At 64.1% G+C, this 17,650-nt stretch carries 19 protein-coding genes; 15 read left to right on the forward strand and 4 right to left on the reverse strand.

Going from position 1 to position 17,650, the window contains the following annotated elements; genetic code table 11:
• Positions 1-131: 131 nt before the first annotated feature.
• The 6 genes from hslO (at position 132) to F8A10_RS09770 (ending at position 6,570) form a co-directional block, all read left to right on the forward strand.
• Positions 132-1,163: an Hsp33 family molecular chaperone HslO gene (hslO, locus tag F8A10_RS09745; protein WP_010393568.1), complete on the forward strand. Its 1,032-nt coding sequence runs from the start codon at positions 132-134 to the stop codon at positions 1,161-1,163.
• A complete protein-coding gene (locus F8A10_RS09750; RefSeq protein ID WP_152367205.1) occupies positions 1,163-1,753 on the forward strand; it encodes a CoA pyrophosphatase in 591 nt (196 codons plus the stop codon). The genes hslO and F8A10_RS09750 overlap by 1 nt, the downstream gene beginning before the upstream one ends.
• Positions 1,750-2,916, forward strand: a complete 1,167-nt coding sequence (locus F8A10_RS09755; RefSeq protein WP_010393565.1) for a CCA tRNA nucleotidyltransferase — start codon at positions 1,750-1,752, stop codon at positions 2,914-2,916. The genes F8A10_RS09750 and F8A10_RS09755 overlap by 4 nt, the downstream gene beginning before the upstream one ends.
• Positions 2,916-4,772: an ABC transporter ATP-binding protein gene (locus tag F8A10_RS09760; protein WP_010393562.1), complete on the forward strand. Its 1,857-nt coding sequence runs from the start codon at positions 2,916-2,918 to the stop codon at positions 4,770-4,772. Before F8A10_RS09755 ends, F8A10_RS09760 begins: the two co-directional genes overlap by 1 nt.
• Positions 4,769-5,989, forward strand: coding sequence for a class I SAM-dependent RNA methyltransferase (locus tag F8A10_RS09765; protein WP_152367206.1), 1,221 nt, complete (start codon positions 4,769-4,771; stop codon positions 5,987-5,989). Before F8A10_RS09760 ends, F8A10_RS09765 begins: the two co-directional genes overlap by 4 nt.
• 65 nt (positions 5,990-6,054) lie before the next feature.
• Positions 6,055-6,570, forward strand: coding sequence for a L,D-transpeptidase family protein (locus F8A10_RS09770; protein ID WP_010393556.1), 516 nt, complete (start codon positions 6,055-6,057; stop codon positions 6,568-6,570).
• Between the two features lie 344 nt (positions 6,571-6,914).
• On the opposite strand, the gene F8A10_RS09775 is transcribed toward F8A10_RS09770, so the two are convergent.
• Entirely contained in the window at positions 6,915-7,481 is a 567-nt protein-coding gene (locus F8A10_RS09775; RefSeq protein WP_010393552.1) for a CAP domain-containing protein, read from the reverse strand.
• 229 nt (positions 7,482-7,710) lie between these two features.
• Here F8A10_RS09775 and F8A10_RS09780 point away from each other — a divergent pair, with 229 nt between their 5' ends.
• Positions 7,711-8,364 carry a L,D-transpeptidase gene (locus F8A10_RS09780; protein ID WP_010393551.1) on the forward strand — a complete coding sequence of 218 codons (654 nt, stop codon included), beginning with the start codon at positions 7,711-7,713 and terminating at the stop codon, positions 8,362-8,364.
• A gap of 102 nt (positions 8,365-8,466) precedes the next feature.
• Here F8A10_RS09780 and hemH read toward each other — a convergent pair whose 3' ends face one another.
• Together hemH and F8A10_RS09790 are read right to left on the reverse strand one after the other, a co-directional pair.
• Complete coding sequence (gene hemH, locus F8A10_RS09785; protein WP_152367207.1) at positions 8,467-9,498, reverse strand: ferrochelatase; 1,032 nt, start codon at positions 9,496-9,498, stop codon at positions 8,467-8,469.
• The gene (locus tag F8A10_RS09790; protein WP_010393545.1) at positions 9,495-10,334 is read right to left on the reverse strand and encodes a methyltransferase domain-containing protein; all 840 of its coding nucleotides are present in this window, start codon (positions 10,332-10,334) and stop codon (positions 9,495-9,497) included. The genes hemH and F8A10_RS09790 overlap by 4 nt, the downstream gene beginning before the upstream one ends.
• A 31-nt stretch (positions 10,335-10,365) precedes the next feature.
• Here F8A10_RS09790 and F8A10_RS09795 point away from each other — a divergent pair, with 31 nt between their 5' ends.
• The 4 genes from F8A10_RS09795 to F8A10_RS09810 are packed head-to-tail and all read left to right on the forward strand — an operon-like array spanning position 10,366 to position 12,750.
• On the forward strand, positions 10,366-11,097 hold the full coding sequence (locus F8A10_RS09795) for a double zinc ribbon domain-containing protein (RefSeq protein ID WP_152367208.1): 732 nt from the start codon (positions 10,366-10,368) through the stop codon (positions 11,095-11,097).
• A gap of 35 nt (positions 11,098-11,132) precedes the next feature.
• Positions 11,133-11,396, forward strand: a complete 264-nt coding sequence (gene grxC / locus F8A10_RS09800) for a glutaredoxin 3 (protein ID WP_152367209.1) — start codon at positions 11,133-11,135, stop codon at positions 11,394-11,396.
• On the forward strand, positions 11,393-12,244 hold the full coding sequence (locus F8A10_RS09805; RefSeq protein ID WP_010393542.1) for a carbon-nitrogen hydrolase family protein: 852 nt from the start codon (positions 11,393-11,395) through the stop codon (positions 12,242-12,244). The genes grxC and F8A10_RS09805 overlap by 4 nt, the downstream gene beginning before the upstream one ends.
• Entirely contained in the window at positions 12,241-12,750 is a 510-nt protein-coding gene (locus F8A10_RS09810) for a MarR family winged helix-turn-helix transcriptional regulator (protein WP_010393541.1), read from the forward strand. The genes F8A10_RS09805 and F8A10_RS09810 overlap by 4 nt, the downstream gene beginning before the upstream one ends.
• A 14-nt stretch (positions 12,751-12,764) precedes the next feature.
• Here F8A10_RS09810 and ubiG read toward each other — a convergent pair whose 3' ends face one another.
• Positions 12,765-13,526, reverse strand: a complete 762-nt coding sequence (gene ubiG / locus F8A10_RS09815; protein WP_010393540.1) for a bifunctional 2-polyprenyl-6-hydroxyphenol methylase/3-demethylubiquinol 3-O-methyltransferase UbiG — start codon at positions 13,524-13,526, stop codon at positions 12,765-12,767.
• 51 nt (positions 13,527-13,577) lie between these two features.
• Here ubiG and pip point away from each other — a divergent pair, with 51 nt between their 5' ends.
• The 4 genes from pip to F8A10_RS09835 all read left to right on the forward strand — a co-directional run bounded on the left by pip (position 13,578) and on the right by F8A10_RS09835 (position 17,643).
• Positions 13,578-14,564 (forward strand): prolyl aminopeptidase, encoded by a 987-nt coding sequence (pip, locus tag F8A10_RS09820; protein ID WP_029371505.1) that lies wholly within the window; start codon positions 13,578-13,580, stop codon positions 14,562-14,564.
• A gap of 160 nt (positions 14,565-14,724) precedes the next feature.
• Entirely contained in the window at positions 14,725-15,333 is a 609-nt protein-coding gene (gene rimP, locus F8A10_RS09825) for a ribosome maturation factor RimP (protein ID WP_010393537.1), read from the forward strand.
• 3 nt (positions 15,334-15,336) lie between these two features.
• On the forward strand, positions 15,337-17,010 hold the full coding sequence (nusA, locus tag F8A10_RS09830) for a transcription termination factor NusA (protein WP_010393534.1): 1,674 nt from the start codon (positions 15,337-15,339) through the stop codon (positions 17,008-17,010).
• Between the two features lie 15 nt (positions 17,011-17,025).
• Positions 17,026-17,643, forward strand: coding sequence for an RNA-binding protein (locus tag F8A10_RS09835; RefSeq protein WP_010393531.1), 618 nt, complete (start codon positions 17,026-17,028; stop codon positions 17,641-17,643).
• The last annotated feature ends 7 nt before the right edge of the window (positions 17,644-17,650 follow it).

The raw sequence follows: 17,650 nt of genomic DNA on the forward strand, positions 1-17,650 counted from the left end.
AACACACATGAAAGTCGCAAGCCCACAGGCGGAACGCGGCCCCTTGGGCTTTTCCACGCAGCGCCTATATTGGAAGCCAAGGCGCAAGGCCGCTGACGGCCCCGCGCATTCCGCATTCCGAAGGACTTGCAATGACCGAAACGAAGGAACTTTCCTGGGACGACAGCGTGCTGCCTTTCCAGCTTGAACGCTCGGACATCCGCGGCCGCATCGCGCGTCTTGGGCCGGTTCTTGAACATATCCTGTCTCGCCACGACTATCCGGTGCCCGTCAGCGCCGTGCTGGCTGAACTGACCACGCTGACCGCGCTGATCGGCCAGACTATCAAGCTGCGCTGGAAACTGTCGCTGCAGGTGCGCGGCAATGGTGCCGTCCGCACCATCGCAACCGATTACTACGCCCCCGAAACCGAGGGCGGTCCCGCCCGCATGCGTGCCTGGGCCAGCTTTGATGCCGATCGCCTGCAGCTTGACCGGCCCGGCTTTGACCAGATCGGTCAGGGGTATTTCGCTGTGCTGATCGATCAGGGTCAGGGGACGACACCCTATCAGGGGCTGACTCCTTTGGCCGGCGGGTCGCTTGCCGCCTGTGCGCAGACCTATTTCGAGCAGTCCGAACAGCTGCCCACCCAGTTTGAACTGACGGTGGGCCGCTCGCGCCTGCCCGGCCATCATGATGAGCATTGGCGCGCCGGTGGCGTGATGCTGCAGACCCTGCCCGCCTCCAGCCACGCCTCTGCTGATCCCGAGGAGGAAAACCTCAAATCCGCCGACATCCTGCAAGGCGCGCAGTCCGAGGACTGGAACCGCGCCACCACGCTGATGTCGACGGTCGAGGATATCGAGCTGGTCGATCCCACCCTGCCGCTGCCCAATCTGGTCTATCGCCTCTTTCACGAGGATGAGCCGACCAGTTTTGACCGGCAAAATCTGGTCTTTGGCTGTTCGTGCAGCGCCGACCGGGTGCGCGGCACGCTGTCGATCTATTCGGCCAAGGACATCGCCCATATGACTAATGCCGATGGGATCGTGACCGCCGATTGCCAGTTCTGCGGCGCTCATTACGAGTTCGACCCCCAAAGCCTTGGGTTTGACGCGACGGTCGACGCCAAAGGCAAGCCTCTGCCCCACAGCGACGCCCGGGAAAGCCGGGCCGGGCTTTGATGGCGACGCTGCGCGAAAAGCTGATGCAGGCCCTGTCGGTACAGACGGGGCCTTCGTCAGATTACGATTTCGCCAGTGCGCCGCCCCCCGCTGCCGAAACCGCGCTGCGCCCGGCAGGCGTGCTTGCCGGGTTTGACGCCAGCAACGGGCGGTTGATCCTGACCAAGCGGGCCTCAAGCCTGCGCCACCACCCCGGGCAAATCGCGCTGCCGGGCGGCAAGGTCGACCCCGACGACCGGGATGAGGTCGCCGCCGCGCTGCGCGAGGCACAGGAGGAAGTCGGCCTTGACCCCGCACAGGTCGAGGTGCTGGGCACCATGCCGCCGCATCGCACCGTCACCGGCTTTGCGATGACCCCGGTGCTGGCGCTGGTCCATGGCCCTTTTACCCTCACCCCCGAGGCGAACGAGGTCGAAGAGGTCTTTACCGTCCCCTTTGCCCATATCACCAACCCCGCGAATTACCGTATCGAGGGCAGGCACTGGCGCGGGGCGCGGCGCGATTATTACGTCGCTCCCTGGGGCCCCTATTATATCTGGGGCGCCACCGCCCGCGTACTGCATTCCCTTGCGACAAGGCTTTCTGCATGACCCGTCTGACCGCGCCCTTTCTAGACGATCCGGCCCTGAAACAGGTGCTGGCCGCGCTGTCGGCCGAGGGTGCACAGGCGCTGATCGTCGGCGGCGCGGTCCGTAACGCCCTTTTGGGCGAACCGGTAGCAGATGTGGATATCGCAACCTCGGCCCGGCCCGGGGAAACTCTTCGCCTTGCCGAAACCGCCGGGCTGCGTACCGTCCCGACCGGGATCGACCACGGCACCATCACCGTCATCGCCGGAGGGCGCGGCTTTGAGGTGACAAGCTTTCGCCGCGATGTCGAGACTTTTGGCCGCCGCGCCGTCGTCGCCTATTCCGACCGGATCGAAGAGGACGCGCAGCGTCGCGACTTTACCATGAACGCGATCTACGCCACCTCGACAGGCGAGGTGCTGGACCCGGTCGGCGGGCTTGAGGATCTGGCCAGACGCCGGCTGCGCTTTGTCGGCGACCCCCATGACCGGATTTCCGAAGATTACCTGCGTATCCTGCGTTTTTTTCGCTTTCTTGCCTGGTATGGTCGCGAGGCCGAGCTGCAGGCGGTCGCCGCCTGCGGTGAGCTGCGTGAAGGGCTGGCCCGCATCTCGCGTGAGCGGATCGGGTATGAAATCCGCCGGCTGCTGAACGCGCCCGACCCTTCGCCCTCTGTGGCGCTGATGACGGAAACCGGGGTGCTGACACAGGTCCTGCCCGGTGCCGATGCCAGCGACCTGCCCGAGTTGGTCGAGGCCGAGCATGAATACGGCACCGGCGCGCTGACCGCCTGGCCGCGCCGCCTGGCGTTGCTTGCCCCCCCGGACGCGGCCGAGGCGCTGCGCCTGTCGCGGGACGAGACGCGGACGCAAGACCAGATCGCACAGGCCCTGACCATGCCCGCCCCGGTCGCCGCCTATCATTTTGGCCGCGCCGTCGCCGCGCAATCGGTGCTGATCCGGGCGGCCCGGGGTGAAACTCCGCCCTTTGGCTGGTGCCATCGGCTTGCGCGCGGGGCCGAGGCAAAATTCCCACTGACCGCCCGCGACCTGATGCCCCAGCTTTCAGGCCCCGCATTGGGTCAGGCGCTGCGTCGCGCCGAGGCCGCCTACATCGACAGCGATTTCACCCTGCCGCGCGAGGCGCTGTTGCAAATCGCACTGCAACCAGAGGCCGGAAGCTGATGCACGAATTTTTTGCCCGCATGATTGATGCTTTCCGCCCCGCCGAAGGTCCGCCGCCGCGCAGCCTGCTGGCCTTTTTCCGCTGGTGCCTCTCGGGGGCTTGGCCGGGGCTGACGGTCGCGGCGATTGCCTCGGCGCTTGGCGGGATTGCCGATGTCGTCTCGGCGGTGATGCTGGGCTGGGTGGTCGATGCAGTCATCTCGACCCCCGTCGACCGGATCTGGGCCGATCAGGGCGGGCTGATCCTTGGCTTTGTCGCCTTTTTCCTGCTGATTCGTCCGGCGATCTTTGGCCTTTCGACCGCCAGCTCCAGCGTCATCATTGGCCCGAACATCCTGCCGCTGGTGTTGTCGCGGTTGCATCGCTGGACGATGGGCCACGCGGTCACCTTTTTTGACAACGACTTTGCCGGGCGCATTGCACAAAAGCAGATGCAAACCGCGCGCGCAGTGACCGATGTCGCAACCGAATTCGTGAACGTGGTCGCTTTTGCGCTGGCCTCGGTGATCGGCTCGGCCGCGTTTCTGGTCTCGGTCGACGGATGGGGGGCACTGGCGCTGATTGTCTGGCTGGGCTCTTATCTGCTGCTGATCCGCTTTTTCCTGCCCCGCATCCGCTCACGCTCGGCCAGCCGTGCCTCGGCCCGTGCCATGGTCACGGGACAGGTCGTCGATACGATCACCAATATCAAGACCGTCAAGCTTTTCGCCCATGCCGAACACGAGGACCGCGCCGCGCTTGGCGCCATGGCCGGTTTCCGCGAACGGGCACTGGATTTCGGCCGCGTCTCGACCTGGTTCCGGCTGTCGCTGATGACCATCGCGGGTGCGCTGCCGGTGATCCTCGTCGGGGGCAGCATCCTTTTGTGGCGACAGGGGCTTGCAACGGCAGGCGACATCACCGCCGCCGGCGCCATCGCCATGCGGCTGGCGCAGATGACCGGCTGGGTCAGCATGGCCCTGATGGGCGTCTGGGGCAGCATCGGTGAGGTCGAGGACGGGATGCAGACCCTTGCGCCGCCCCATGCCCTGACGGATGCTTCCGATGCCATCTCTCTGGGCCGAGTCCGGGGCGGCATCGACTTTGACCATGTCGATTTCGCCTATGGTCGCGACAAGGGGGGCATCCGCGATCTTGATCTGCATATCGCCCCGGGCGAAAAGCTGGGGATCGTCGGGGCCTCGGGGGCGGGGAAATCGACCATGGTGTCGCTGCTCTTGCGGCTTTACGACGTCGATCGCGGCGCGATCCGGGTGGATGGCCATGACGTGCGTGCCGTAACCCAGGAAAGCCTGCGCCGCAACATCGCCATGGTCACGCAGGAAACCGCGATGTTCAACCGCTCGGCGCGCGAGAACATTCTCTACGGTCGCCCTGACGCCAGCGAAGAAGATATCGTCGCAGCGGCCCAAGCCGCCGAGGCGCATGACTTTATCCTGACGCTGCGCGACCATATGGGACGCACCGGCTATGACGCCCATCTGGGCGAGCGGGGCGTGAAACTGTCCGGCGGCCAGCGCCAGCGTATCGCCCTTGCCCGTGCCTTGCTCAAGAACGCCCCGATCCTTGTGCTGGACGAGGCGACGAGCGCGCTTGACAGCGAGGTCGAGGCGCAGGTTCAGGACGCGCTGCACCGCGCCATGCAGGGCAAGACGGTGCTGGCGATTGCGCACAGGCTTTCGACCATTGCCGAGCTTGACCGCATTGTGGTGCTGGAGGCAGGCCGCATTGTCGAACAGGGCACCCATGCCGAACTGCTGGCACTGAACGGCACCTATGCGCGCTACTGGAATCGCCAGTCGGGCGGTTTCCTTGGCACCGAGGATGATGACGAGACCGCCGAGGCAGCCGAGTGACAATCTGGACAGTTGAACGTCTGGGCCGCAAGGGCGATGGCGTGGCCGTCAGCGGCGATCAGCGAGCCCTTGTCGCGCTGACCCTGCCCGGAGAAGAGATTGAGGGTGACCCTGCCGAGGGCCGCATTGCCGCGCCGCGCATCGTGACGCCCTCGGCCGATCGGGTACGACCGCCCTGCCCGCATTACCGCGCCTGTGGCGGCTGCTCGCTGATGCACGGCTCGGAAAACTTCGTAAAGGCGTGGAAAGTCGGCGTAGTGACCGAGGCGCTGCGCGCACAGGGGCTGTCTGCGCCGGTTGCGGGGGTTCATGTTTCGCCGCCACGCTCGCGTCGCCGTGCGGTATTGTCGGGGCGCAGGACGAAAAAGGGCGCTCTGCTTGGCTTTCACGCCCGTGCCTCTGATGTGATCGTCGATATCGCAGATTGTCATGTGCTGCGCCCAGCCATCCAATCCGCCCTGCCCTTTCTGCGCCAGCTTGTGACGGCAGGTGCCTCACGCTCGGGCGAGGTTTCTCTGGCAGTGACCGAGACACCGGCGGGGCTGGATATCGCGGTCACCGGCGGCAAGCCGATGACGCCCGGTCTGTTCCAAAGCCTTTCAGCGCTGGCCGATCAGGGCGATCTGGCGCGGCTAAGCTGGGACGGTCAAGGCATCATCCGCCGGCCGCCTGCATTGCCCATGGGCCGGGCGCTGGTCGTGCCGCCTCCGGGCGGGTTTCTGCAGGCCACGGCCGAGGGCGAGGCCGCGCTGCTTGCCGCCGTGCGCGACATGGTTGGGGATGCGGACCGGGTGCTCGACCTGTTCTCGGGCTGCGGCACCTTTACCCTGCCCCTGGCCGAAACAGCGATGCTGCACGCGGTCGAGGGGTTGGCAGCGCCATTGAAGGCACTGGATGCCGCCGCACGCCGCGCCCCCGGCCTGCGCCGAATCACGACCGAGATTCGGGATCTGGCCCGCCGTCCGCTCTTGCCTGATGAGCTGGATTATGACGCAATCGTGATCGACCCACCCCGTGCCGGTGCAGAAACGCAGGCCCGCGAGATTGCCCGAGCCGTGGTTCCACGGCTCGCCTGGGTCAGTTGCGACCCCGTCACTTTCGCAAGGGATGCGCGAATTCTTGCCGAGAGCAGCTATATTTTGACGCGGCTCTTTGTCGTTGATCAGTTCCGCTGGTCGCCGCATGTCGAGACCGTCGCCGAATTTCGTCGCCGCTAGCGAATTTTTAATCTTTGTGGTATTTCATAATAAAACGAAGCGCATAGCGCACTTAGAGGGCAGTGATGATTCGGGCAATTCGCGCATTCTTCGCGGTTGTCGCAGTGGCCGTTGTGGCCAGTTGCGGCGGTGGAGACAGTCTGCAACCCAGCAAGACCTATCAGGGGCCACCCATCACCCAGGTTGTGGTGAAAAAGGGTGAGCGCAAGATGTATATGGTCAGCGGCAAGGAAGTGATCAAAAGCTACAAGATCAACCTTGGCAACCAGCCGGTCGGCCCCAAGCAGTACGAGGGCGACGGGCGCACGCCCGAGGGCATGTATTTCATCGACCGGTTCAACCCGCGTAGCCGCTATCACCTGTCGGTGGGCATCTCTTACCCCTCGGCTCAGGACGTAGCACGTGCAGCTACCATGGGACTCAGGCCCGGCGGGGACATCTTCATCCACGGCCTGGGCCCCGAAGGACGGGCACTGAACCGCCCGGATTGGACCGCTGGCTGTATCGCTGTCACCGATGAAGAGATCGAAGAGATCTTTACCATGCTAAGGCCCGGCGTTCCGGTCTTTCTCTACCCGTAACGGCGGCTTGCCGGGCATAGGGGAAACTCGCCTTAGCCCCCGACTAGCCCACGGGAAACAAGAACGATGACATGCGAAAGGCCCCGGAAACCCGGGGCCTGTTTATTTGCGCGATCCGCAGCGGGATGTATCCGGACCACAAGTACCTGGCGCGATCCGCCGGATGGGTCCCGTCGACACCGGTCGAAAAAGGCCGCTGGGGATGAGCAAGGTCGGGATAAGGAGGTCACCTGCACATGACGCAGCCGTATTCCACTATCCACTAGCCCCGCGGATCGGCAAACGACGAGACATGAAAAAGGGGCAGCCAATACCGCCCCTTTGCGATTCGGTGACCCGGAAAATCAGATACCGGCGCCGGGCGCAGCAAAGCTGCCGGCTACCATATTCGACGCGCCGCCCGCACCGCCGGTGATCAGCACCCACCAGATCTTGCCCGACGGTTCCTGATACCAGCCCATGCCCAGCTCGGTCGCACGCGGGTCCATGATCACGTCACGGGTGTCGCGGTTCTGCATCCATGCGTTCAGCGTGGTGATCTCGTTCTCATAGGTCTCCGAGATGTTTTCGCCGATCAGGTGGCCCGAATAGCCCTGACGCCGCACACGGTCGAGCGGCGACGAACCGTCCGAGCCAAAGTGCCAGGCGCGGTTCTGTGCCGCCATGTCACGGGCATGGGCCTGGGCAGCCGCGTCCAGCATCGGGTTCTGGATCATCGCGGGCGCAGCGACATTGGCGCGCAGCGAGTTGACCTGGCCCAGAACGCGGCCGGGGATCTGCGCTGCCTCACGCGGGGTAATCTTGTATGCGACCGGCAGCGGCTGCCCGTCGGGGCCCAGTTGCTGGGCCGGCCTTTGGCAGGCCGAAAGGGCCAGCACCGACACAAGAGCCAAGGTAGCGAATTTCAACATGATGTCCTGTCCCCAAAGGAGGTTTTGCGTCAGCCATACAAAAGCGCGCGAGCTGCTTCAAACCCAAGATTGCGTGATAGCCACAGGCTGCGACTCTGTTGCGACAATGACGCCAGTTTGAATTGCAAGGCGTCAGGCGCAGGCGTAAATCGCGACTCCAGCAAGACCTATTCACACATTCGGGCAAAGAAGGCCGCGCCAAGCGGCCCGTCACTATCAGGAGCGACACATGATCACGCCGAAAAATCCGGTTTCGCGCCGGAAATTCCTGACCGCCTCGGTGGCTCTCGGCGCTACGGGGCTGGCAGCCCCCGCCATCGCACAGGCCATCGACCCCTATACCGGGCTGCCGCTGCAAGGTACGGGCGGCGGCGCCACGCCTGACGCGGGCATGGTGCAATATGATCCGAATCAGGATTCGCGCCGCAATATCTCCAGTTTCCGCATGCAGGACTGGCAGCCCTACTTCAAGGATCTGACCAATGGCGCGATCCTTGTCGATCTGACCTCACGCGCGCTGCATTACTGGTCCGAGGATCAGTCGGTCTACAAACTGTTCCCGACCTCGGTCCCGGTCAGCCCCGACCTGACCCGCACCGGCCGGACCGAGATCATCAAGAAGGTCAAAGGGCCGAGCTGGGCTCCGACCCCCGAGATGAAAAAGCGCAACCCCGAATGGCCGGATTTCGTGCCGCCGGGCCCCGATAACCCGCTTGGCACCCATGCGCTGTGGCTCAGCTGGCAATATTACCGCATCCACGGCACCCATGACACGCGCAAGATCGGCCGCAAATCCTCGAACGGCTGCATCGGGCTTTACAACGAGCACATCTCCCAGCTTTACGATCTGACCACGATCGGCACGCAGGTGCTGCTGATCTGACCGGCCAGCAAAGACTGTGAATGCAAAAGGGGCCTTTCGGCCCCTTTTTCGTGCATATTCATACGCTGCGGCGCACAGGACCGCGTCTGGTGCCAGCCCCTGTCAAACCCAGCCCGCGAGGTTTTCCCCGATCACCGTGGTCAGCACCTCGATATGGTCAGGCTCGGCGTTGAGGCAGGGAATATAAGTGAACTCCTCGCCCCCGGCATGGATGAAGGCTTCGCGGATCTCGCCCTGAATTTCCTCAAGTGTTTCGATGCAATCGGCAGAAAAGGCCGGAGAGATCACCGCAATCCTGGTAATCCCCTGCTTTGCCAGCTCGGCCACATGCTCGACCGTATAGGGCCGCAGCCATTCCTCGCGGCCAAAGACCGATTGGAAGGTCGTGTCGATGGCGTCCTCGGGCCAGCCCAGATGTTCACGCAGCAGACGCGTCGTCTTTTGGCACTGGCAATGATAGGGATCGCCTTCAAGCAGATAGCGCCGCGGCATACCGTGATAGCTGGCGACCAGCTTGCCGGGCCGGGTCCCGCCCAGCGTCCGCTCGACCGACGCGGCCAGCGCCGCGATATAGTCGGGACGGTCGAAATAGGCCGGCACGGTCCGCGCAGCGGGCTGCCACTTCTGCTGCATAAGTGCGCGAAAGAACTGGTCGTTCGCGGTTGCGGTCGTCGCACCGGCATATTGCGGGTAAAGGGGGAAAAACAGGATGCGGTCGCACCCTGCCTTGACCATCCGATCCACCACATCAAAGGTCGAAGGGTTGCCATAGCGCATGCAAAAATCAACCATCACCCGGTCGCCCCACAGAGCCGTTGTCCGCTGGCGCAGCGCCTCGACCTGATCTTTGGTGATGGTCATCAGCGGGCTTTCGTTCTTTTCGTAATTCCAGATCTGACGGTAATTCGCGCCAGAGCTGAAAGGCCGCTTGGTCAGGATGATGGCCTGCAAAAGCGGCTGCCATTTCCACGCCGGATAATCGATCACCCGCCTGTCCGAAAGGAACTCGTTCAGATAGCGCCGCATCGACCAGTAATCAGGCGAATCGGGGGTGCCCAGATTGGCGATCAGCACGCCGATCTTGCGGGAAGGAAGCTGCGGGTGGCTGGCGGGGGCGTGCTCGGCAGGGATCATTCGGGCTTTCTCACGCGGGCAAGGGCTTCGGCCAGCGGCATTTTGGCCGAGCCGGGACGAAGCGGTTTTGGCTGGCTGGCGTCGGGCGCCCATCCGGTCAGAAAGACCAGATCAAAGGTTGCCCGGATGCGCGTTCCATCCTGTGGGTCGGGATGGTTTTCGGCATAAAGCGCGGCGGCCCGCAACAGGACATCTCGTCGCGTCGGGCGCCGCAACCGCTGCGCCAGGGCATTGCCTTCGCCCATGGCGCGCAGGTCGCGGGCCAAGTGAAACAGATTGCGGTAGCTTACCGTCTGCGCGATCTGGTCAGCCACCGGCAGGGCAAGCCCGGCACGTGGTAAAAGCGCGCCCAGATCGCGGATCTCGCCCATGGGCAGCACGCGCGGCGACAGGCCCCCTGCGACCTCGACCTCGGCCCGGGTCAGCGAATCGCGTAGTTCGTGCAGTGTGCGTCCCCCCGGACAGGTAGCGATAAACAGCCCGTCCGGGTGCAGGGCACGGGCGCATTGCGCGATCTGACCCACGGGGTCCTCGGCCCAGTGCAGCGCCATGGCATGGATGACGAGATCATGCGCACCTTCGGGCAGATCAAGAACGGGATCGTCGCTGACAATACGCGCCCCGGGCAGAACGGCCCGCCAAAAATCCGGCCAGCCGGTAACGACAGCGATGTCGTTAAACCGTCTGTTAACCTCTGCAAGCCTATCCTGAATCTCGTCGGCGACGATTCGGTGCAGGAAGTCGGCCGGCCCCTGGCGCAGGGCGCGGATTCGGTTCCGCATAAGTGCCGGGCGGTCGGTCAGACTGGGAACAGAAGGGGGGCGATCAGGCATCATGGGGGTGCAACATAGGGGGCTTCGCCGCCTGATGAAAGGCGCATTGCGGCTGGTTTTCCCACCGCAATGCCTTAGCTGCGGTACTCCTGTTACCGAAGAAGGCGGGCTATGTGCGCTCTGCTGGCGCGAAGCTGATTTCATTCACGGCACTTGCTGCACATGCTGCGGAGCACCCCTGCCCGACTCTGGCGATGCGGACACAGAGGCTGGCGATCTGCTGTCTTGCGACGAATGTCTGATCACCCCGCGCCCATGGCAGAGCGGACGGGCGGCACTGGTCTATCGCGGTACCGGGCGCAAGCTGGCCTTGATGCTGAAACATGGCGACCGGCTGGATCTGGCACCGGCACTTGGGGGGTGGCTTGCACGGACGGCGGAACCGCTGGTGCAGCCGGGAATGGTGGTGGTGCCGGTTCCGGTGCCGCTGCGCAGGCTGCTCAGGCGCAAATACAATCAGGCCGAGATACTGGCCCGGCCCGTCGCCCGGGCCTATGGGCTGGACTTTCTGCCCGGCGCGTTGCGGCGGCTGCGTCATACGCCGATGCAGGATCATCGCAGCGTCACCGACCGTTATGCCAACCAAAAGGACGCCATCACTGCGCCCACGCGGATGGCGCAACGATTGCAGGGGCGGCCGGTGCTGCTTGTTGATGACGTAATGGCCTCGGGTGCGACGCTTTGTGCTGCTGCGACAGCACTTAACGCAGCGGGGGCGGGACCTCTTTCCATCCTGGTGCTGGCGCGGGCGGTCAAGGATGCCTAGATAGGGGGCCGGACAATGAACATCGGGATGCATCCATGGCCAAGGTCGAAATCTATACCACGCCCACCTGCCCTTATTGCCACGCAGCAAAGTCGCTGCTGCAACGCAAGGGCATCGCCTATGAAGAGACCGATGTAAGCCGCGATCCCAAACTGCGCGAGGCCATGACCCAGCGCGCCACGGGTCGCCGGACGGTGCCGCAGATCTTTATCGACGGTCAGCATATCGGCGGTTCGGACGACCTGCATGCGCTTGACCGTCAGGGCCGGCTGGACGGGCTGCTGGGCCTGACCGCATGAGCAAAGGCGTCACTGCCGGGCTCGTACAGCTGAACGTCTCGGACGATCCCGAGCGCAACCTTCCCGAAACGCGGACCCTGATCCGCGAGGCCGCGCGACAAGGCGCGACCTGGGTCCTGACGCCCGAGGCGACGAACCTGCTTGGCGCGAGTCGCGAGCGGCAAGAGATGATTCTGCGCCCCGAGGCTGAGGACCAAACACTGGCCGCCCTGCGTCATGAGGCGCGGGATCTGCGCATCTGGCTGTTGATCGGTTCTCTGTCACTTAGGACCGGTGAGCCGGGCGAGACCCGCTTTGCCAATCGCAGCTTTCTGATCGCACCGGACGGCAGCATCCGCGCCCGTTATGACAAGCTGCACATGTTCGATGTGACCGTTTCAGAACGCGAATCCTACCGCGAATCCGCAGCTTTCCGGCCCGGAGATCGCGCAGTTCTGGCAGAGGGTCCTTTGCCGGTCGGCATGACGGTTTGTTACGATCTGCGCTTTCCCTACCTTTACCGCGCGCTCGCCAAGGCGGGGGCGACGGTCCTGACAGTTCCGGCGGCCTTCAACGACACGACCGGTGCCGCGCATTGGGAGGTGCTCTTGCGCGCACGCGCCATTGAAACAGGCAGCTTTGTGTTGGCACCGGCGCAATGCGGCACCCATGCCACCCATGCCGAACCGGACCGCCCAACCCGTCGCAGTTATGGCCATTCGCTGGCGGTCAGCCCGTGGGGCGAGGTCCTCGCCGATGGCGGGACCGAACCGGGGGTGACTCTCGTGACGCTTGACCCGGCGGCGGTTGTCGATGCACGGTCTCGCATCCCATCACTGACGCATGACCGGAATTTCACGGGCCCATGATCCATAAGACCCAAGACAGCCCGCAAGGGCATGCCGACGGCTCGGCCGAGGCCCTGGCCGCCAGCCTGTTTTCCGAAGTGTTTATCGCCGACCAGCTGGCGCGCGATCTGATTGGCAAGGCACTGCCCAAGGGCATGCAGATTTCGCATTTCTCGGTGCTGAATCTGCTGGCCCATCTGAATGTCGAGCGCACGCCTGCCGAACTGGCCGAAGCCTTTCACGTCACGCGCGGCGCCATGACCAACACATTGTCACGGCTGGAATGGGCCGGGCATATTCATATTCGCCCCGATTGGGACGATGCGCGGCGCAAGCTGATCGCCATCAGCCCGGCGGGTCGTGCGGCGCGGGACGCGGCACTGGCTGCCTTTATGCCGCGCATTGCCGATGTGGTGCGCGATGTGGGTGCCGACCGGGTGCGTGCGGCGCTGCCGGTGCTGCGCATGCTGCGCAAACAGCTGGAGGAAACCTTGGGACAGGAACATCGCGGACCGGCAGGGCGCTGACCCGCTTTGCCCCGTCACCCTTCGCGCAGAGCGGTCAGGACATAGTTCACCGACAGGTCGCGATGCGACAGCGACCAGCTCCAGCCCAGAGGGTTAAAGACCATCCCGCAGCGATCAACAACGCTAAGGCCTGTGATCTCGGTCATCTGCGCAAGTTCACCGGGGGTGATAAAACGCCGCCAGTCATGCGTGCCCTTGGGCAGCCAGCGCATGATCCACTCGGCCCCGACGATTGCGGCGGCAAAGCTGCGCGCCGTGCGGTTCAGGGTTGAGACGATCAGCATCCCGCCCGGCGCCACCAGATCGCGACAGGTGGCGATGAACTGGGCCGGGTCGGCGACATGCTCGACGATCTCCAGCGCCATCACCACGTCAAAACGCAGCCCTTCGGCAGCCAGCGCCTCGGCGGTGGTGGCGCGATAGTCGATAGGCAGCCCCTGCTCTTCGGCATGAAGGCTTGCAATGGCGATGTTGCCCTCGGCCGCGTCGGCCCCCGTCACCAAGGCCCCTAGCCGCGCCATAGGTTCGGCCATCAGCCCGCCGCCGCAGCCGATGTCAAGAATCGCCAGATCGCGAAAAGGCATGGCCCCGGTCAGGTCACGGCCGAATTGGGCGGCGATTTGCGTCGTGACATATTCCAGCCGGGTCGGGTTCAGCATATGCAACGGCTTGAACTTGCCCTGAGGGTCCCACCATTCCCGCGCCATGGCCTGAAACTTGGCGACCTCGGCGGGGTCGATGCTGCTTGGGGCGGCGGTATCTGGTCTTTCGGTCATCTGGCCGTCCTTGATGTGGCGGGCGCGTGCGAGGCGCTATATAGTGGTGCCATGGACAGATTGGCAGGGCAAATCGGCGGCATGTCGTCGCATGGCAGACTGCACGCGATGGTCGAACCCTTCGACCGCCGTGTGCTGGATGTTGGCGACGGACATCAGCTGCATGTCGAACAAAGCGGTAATCCCGACGGGGTGCCGGTGATCGTCCTGCATGGCGGGCCGGGCGGAGGGTGCAGCCCGTATATGCGGCGCTTCTTTGATCCGTCGTATTACCGGGTCGTGCTGTTTGACCAGCGCGGCTGCGGACGCTCGCAACCCCATGCCTCGGTCGAGGCCAACACGACCCGGCACCTGATCGCCGATATCGAGATCATCCGCAGCACCCTTGGGATCGAACGGGCAACCCTGTTCGGCGGCAGTTGGGGCGCAACGCTGGCCGTCGCCTATGCCGAAGCCCATCCCGACCGGGTCGGGGCCATGGTGCTGCGCGGCGTTTTCCTTGGCCGCCGGTCCGAACTGAACTGGTTCTACGGTGGCGGTGCCGCGCGCTTTTTCCCCGACCGTTGGGCCGAGTTTCAGGCCCCGATCCCCGAAGCCGAGCGGGGCGACATGATCGCCGCCTATCACCGGCGGTTGTTCAGCGGCGACCGGGGGCAGGAAACGCGCTTTGCCATGCCCTGGCTGGTCTGGGAAAATACTCTGGCAGGGCTTGAAATCATCGGCGCCGGCCATGCTCCCCCCGATTACGCCCGCACCTTTGCCCGGCTCGAGAATCACTATTTCGCAAATGGCTGCTTTCTCGAAGAGGGGCAGCTTTTGCATAACCGCCACCGGATTGAACATATCCCCGCCGTGATCGTGCAGGGACGCTATGACATGGTCTGCCCCCCCAGCACCGCGTGGGAGCTGGCCGAGGGCTGGGACAAGGCCGAATTGCGGCTGGTACCGGCCTCGGGCCATGCGCTGAGCGAGCCGCGAATCGCCGCTGAACTGGTGCGGGTCATGGACGGGTTGCGCGATGGAACGCGCCAGAGCTGACACGCCCTTTGCGGGGTTTCCCGTCCCTGCGGCGGTTTCCCTTGCAATTTGGTGCCGGGCGGCCTATATGCGGCTCAACAGCGGCGCAGGCGTCCACACCCTGCCCACCGGTAAGACGCACGGGCCGCCACGGCCCGTTTTTTGTATTTGGGGAAACTGAATGACCGACCTCATCGCCAAGACCGCCATCGACCGGCGTCTGGCCGAGATCATCGCCCCGGTCATCGAGGATCTGGGTTTCGAACTGGTGCGCATCCGCCTGCAAGGCGGTAAGACCGCCACCTTGCAGATCATGGCCGACCGGCCGGAAGGCGGCATCAACGTCGACGACTGCGCCGATATTTCGACCGCGGTCAGCGCGGTGCTGGATGTCGAGGATCCGCTTGAGGACGCTTATCATCTTGAGGTTTCAAGCCCCGGCATCGACCGCCCTCTGACCCGGGTTAAAGATTTCGCCACCTTTGAAGGTTATGAGGCAAGGTTGGAAACCAACCAGCCCATCGACGGGCGCAAGCGCTTCAAGGGCGTGCTCGCGGGCGTCGAGGGTGACGAGGTGCTGCTTAATATCTCCGAAGGTGATGAGACCCACACCATCGGGCTGAATTTCGACTGGCTTTCAGATGCAAAGCTGGTCCTGACCGACGAACTGATTGCCGAAATGCTACGGCAGAAAAAGGACGCGGGCGTACAGATCGACAATCTGGACGAATCCGCCTTTGACGAGATCGAAACGGAAGCCGGCGAAGACAACGCCGCCGCGAAGGAGTGAGGAATGGCCATCACCTCTGCCAACCAGCTTGAACTGCTGCAAACTGCCGAGGCCGTTGCGCGGGAAAAGATGATCGACCCCGATCTGGTGATCGAGGCGATGGAGGACAGCCTCGCCCGTGCCGCCAAGTCGCGCTACGGCTCGGAAATGGACATCCGCGTCCATATCGACCGCAAGACCGGCAACGCCACCTTCACCCGCGCCCGCACCGTGGTCGAGGATGACGCGGTCGAGAACTATCAGGCCCAGTTCACCGCCGCGCAGGCCCTGCCCTATTTCGAACCCTCCAGGGACGGCCAGTCGGGCTGGCTGCGCGAGGGCCAGAAGCTTGAGGATTTCTCAGGCAGGCCTCAGCCCGGCGATGTGTTCGAGGAACGCGTTCCTCCGGTCGAGCTGGGCCGCATCGCCGCGCAATCGGCCAAGCAGGTGATCCTGCAAAAGGTCCGTGAGGCCGAGCGTGACCGCCAGTACGAGGAATTCAAGGACCGCATCGGCACCATCATCAACGGTGTCGTCAAACGCGAGGAATACGGCAACATCATCGTCGATGTCGGCCGTGGCGAAGCGATCCTGCGCCGCAACGAAAAGATCGGCCGCGAAAGCTATCGCCCGAACGACCGCATCCGCGCCTATGTCAAGGACGTGCGCCGCGAGGCCCGCGGTCCGCAGATCTTCCTGTCGCGCACCGACCCGCAGTTCATGGCCGAACTGTTCAAGATGGAAGTGCCGGAAATCTATGACGGCGTCATCGAGATCAAGGCCGTGGCCCGTGACCCCGGCTCGCGCGCCAAGATCGCCGTGATCAGCTATGACAACTCGATCGACCCGGTCGGCGCCTGCGTCGGCATGCGCGGCAGCCGCGTTCAGGCCGTGGTGGGCGAGCTGCAGGGCGAAAAGATCGACATCATCCCGTGGTCCGACGATCAGGCGACCTTTCTTGTGAACGCCCTGCAACCGGCCGAGGTCGCCAAGGTCGTCTTTGACGAGGATGCGACCCGAATCGAGGTGGTGGTCCCCGACGAGCAGCTTTCGCTGGCTATCGGTCGCCGCGGCCAGAACGTGCGGCTGGCAAGCCAGCTGACCGGGCTCGACATCGACATCCTCACCGAGGAAGAAGAGTCCAAGCGCCGGCAGGCCGAATTCAACGCCCGCACCAAGCTGTTCATGGACACGCTGGATCTGGACGAATTCTTTGCCCAGCTTCTGGTTGCCGAAGGCTTCACCGATCTCGAAGAGGTGGCCTATGTCGATGTGGACGAGCTGCTGGCGATCGAAGGCGTGGACGAAGCGACCGCTGAGGAGCTGCAGACCCGCGCCCGCGAGCATCTGGAGGCCGCGAACAAGGCCGCGCTTGAGAATGCCCGCGCCCTTGGCGTCGAGGACAGCCTGATCGAATTCGGGGGCCTGACCCCGCAGATGGTCGAGGCGCTGGCCAAGGAAGGCGTCAAGACGCTTGAAGATTTTGCCACCTGCGCCGACTGGGAACTGGCGGGCGGCTGGACCACGCAGAACGGTCAGCGCGTCAAGGATGATGGCATCCTTGAGCCCTTCGATATCAGCCTTGAAGAGGCCCAGAACCTCGTCATGACCGCCCGTGTCATGCTGGGCTGGGTTGACCCGACCGAGCTGGAATCGGCAGAAGCCGATGAAGCCGACGGACAGGAGGCCGGGGTGTAACGCCCCGGGAGATAGATGACGCGCGGGGGCCGTATCAAGGACCGCGAGACGCCCGAACGGCGCTGCATCGTCACGGGCGAGACCCAGCCTAAGGCGGGTCTGATCCGCTTTGTCGCGGACCCCGATGGCGAGGTCGTGCCTGATCTGGCTGAAAAGCTGCCCGGACGCGGGTTCTGGGTGGTGGCTGATCGCGCTGCCTTGGACAGGGCGGCGGCGAAGGGACTGTTTTCACGCGGTGCCAAAGCCCGCGTCACCGCTCCGTCCGATCTTCTTGAGATGATCGAGGCGGGGCTGGCGCGGCGGGTGACCGACACGCTTTCGCTGGCCCGCAAGGCGGGACTGGCGGTTGCAGGATTTGAAAAGGTCAAGGACTGGCTGGCCTCGGGCAAGGTCAAGGTACTGCTTCAGGCCAGCGACGGATCCGAGCGGGGCAAGGGTAAACTGTGGACGCCGCCGGGAGGCCGGTGGTTCGGCTGCATGACCGCCTCAGAATTGGGTTTGTCCTTTGGGCGCGATCATGTCATACACAGCGCGCTTGCGCCGGGGGGCCTGACCGAAAGATTGATCAGGGACGCGAGCAGACTGACTGGTCTGCGCGGGCATGACGGCGGTGCACCCGCCGGGAAGGAATGAAGATCGG

The organism is Paracoccus kondratievae (assembly GCF_009301415.1).
Classification (GTDB): domain Bacteria; phylum Pseudomonadota; class Alphaproteobacteria; order Rhodobacterales; family Rhodobacteraceae; genus Paracoccus; species Paracoccus kondratievae.

Bases quoted from the DNA above. Each gene is read 5' to 3' on its own strand.
- F8A10_RS09760 (WP_010393562.1), top strand. From the start codon at position 2,916: ATGCACGAATTTTTTGCCCGCATGATTGATGCTTTCCGCCCCGCCGAA.
- pip (WP_029371505.1), top strand. From the start codon at position 13,578: ATGGACAGATTGGCAGGGCAAATCGGCGGCATGTCGTCGCATGGCAGA.
- F8A10_RS09835 (WP_010393531.1), top strand. From the start codon at position 17,026: ATGACGCGCGGGGGCCGTATCAAGGACCGCGAGACGCCCGAACGGCGC.
- F8A10_RS09770 (WP_010393556.1), top strand. From the start codon at position 6,055: ATGATTCGGGCAATTCGCGCATTCTTCGCGGTTGTCGCAGTGGCCGTT.
- F8A10_RS09775 (WP_010393552.1), bottom strand. From the start codon at position 7,481: ATGTTGAAATTCGCTACCTTGGCTCTTGTGTCGGTGCTGGCCCTTTCG.
- ubiG (WP_010393540.1), bottom strand. From the start codon at position 13,526: ATGACCGAAAGACCAGATACCGCCGCCCCAAGCAGCATCGACCCCGCC.
- F8A10_RS09805 (WP_010393542.1), top strand. From the start codon at position 11,393: ATGAGCAAAGGCGTCACTGCCGGGCTCGTACAGCTGAACGTCTCGGAC.
- F8A10_RS09750 (WP_152367205.1), top strand. From the start codon at position 1,163: ATGGCGACGCTGCGCGAAAAGCTGATGCAGGCCCTGTCGGTACAGACG.
- nusA (WP_010393534.1), top strand. From the start codon at position 15,337: ATGGCCATCACCTCTGCCAACCAGCTTGAACTGCTGCAAACTGCCGAG.
- F8A10_RS09790 (WP_010393545.1), bottom strand. From the start codon at position 10,334: ATGATGCCTGATCGCCCCCCTTCTGTTCCCAGTCTGACCGACCGCCCG.
- F8A10_RS09795 (WP_152367208.1), top strand. From the start codon at position 10,366: ATGAAAGGCGCATTGCGGCTGGTTTTCCCACCGCAATGCCTTAGCTGC.
- grxC (WP_152367209.1), top strand. From the start codon at position 11,133: ATGGCCAAGGTCGAAATCTATACCACGCCCACCTGCCCTTATTGCCAC.
- F8A10_RS09755 (WP_010393565.1), top strand. From the start codon at position 1,750: ATGACCCGTCTGACCGCGCCCTTTCTAGACGATCCGGCCCTGAAACAG.
- hemH (WP_152367207.1), bottom strand. From the start codon at position 9,498: ATGATCCCTGCCGAGCACGCCCCCGCCAGCCACCCGCAGCTTCCTTCC.
- hslO (WP_010393568.1), top strand. From the start codon at position 132: ATGACCGAAACGAAGGAACTTTCCTGGGACGACAGCGTGCTGCCTTTC.
- rimP (WP_010393537.1), top strand. From the start codon at position 14,725: ATGACCGACCTCATCGCCAAGACCGCCATCGACCGGCGTCTGGCCGAG.
- F8A10_RS09810 (WP_010393541.1), top strand. From the start codon at position 12,241: ATGATCCATAAGACCCAAGACAGCCCGCAAGGGCATGCCGACGGCTCG.
- F8A10_RS09780 (WP_010393551.1), top strand. From the start codon at position 7,711: ATGATCACGCCGAAAAATCCGGTTTCGCGCCGGAAATTCCTGACCGCC.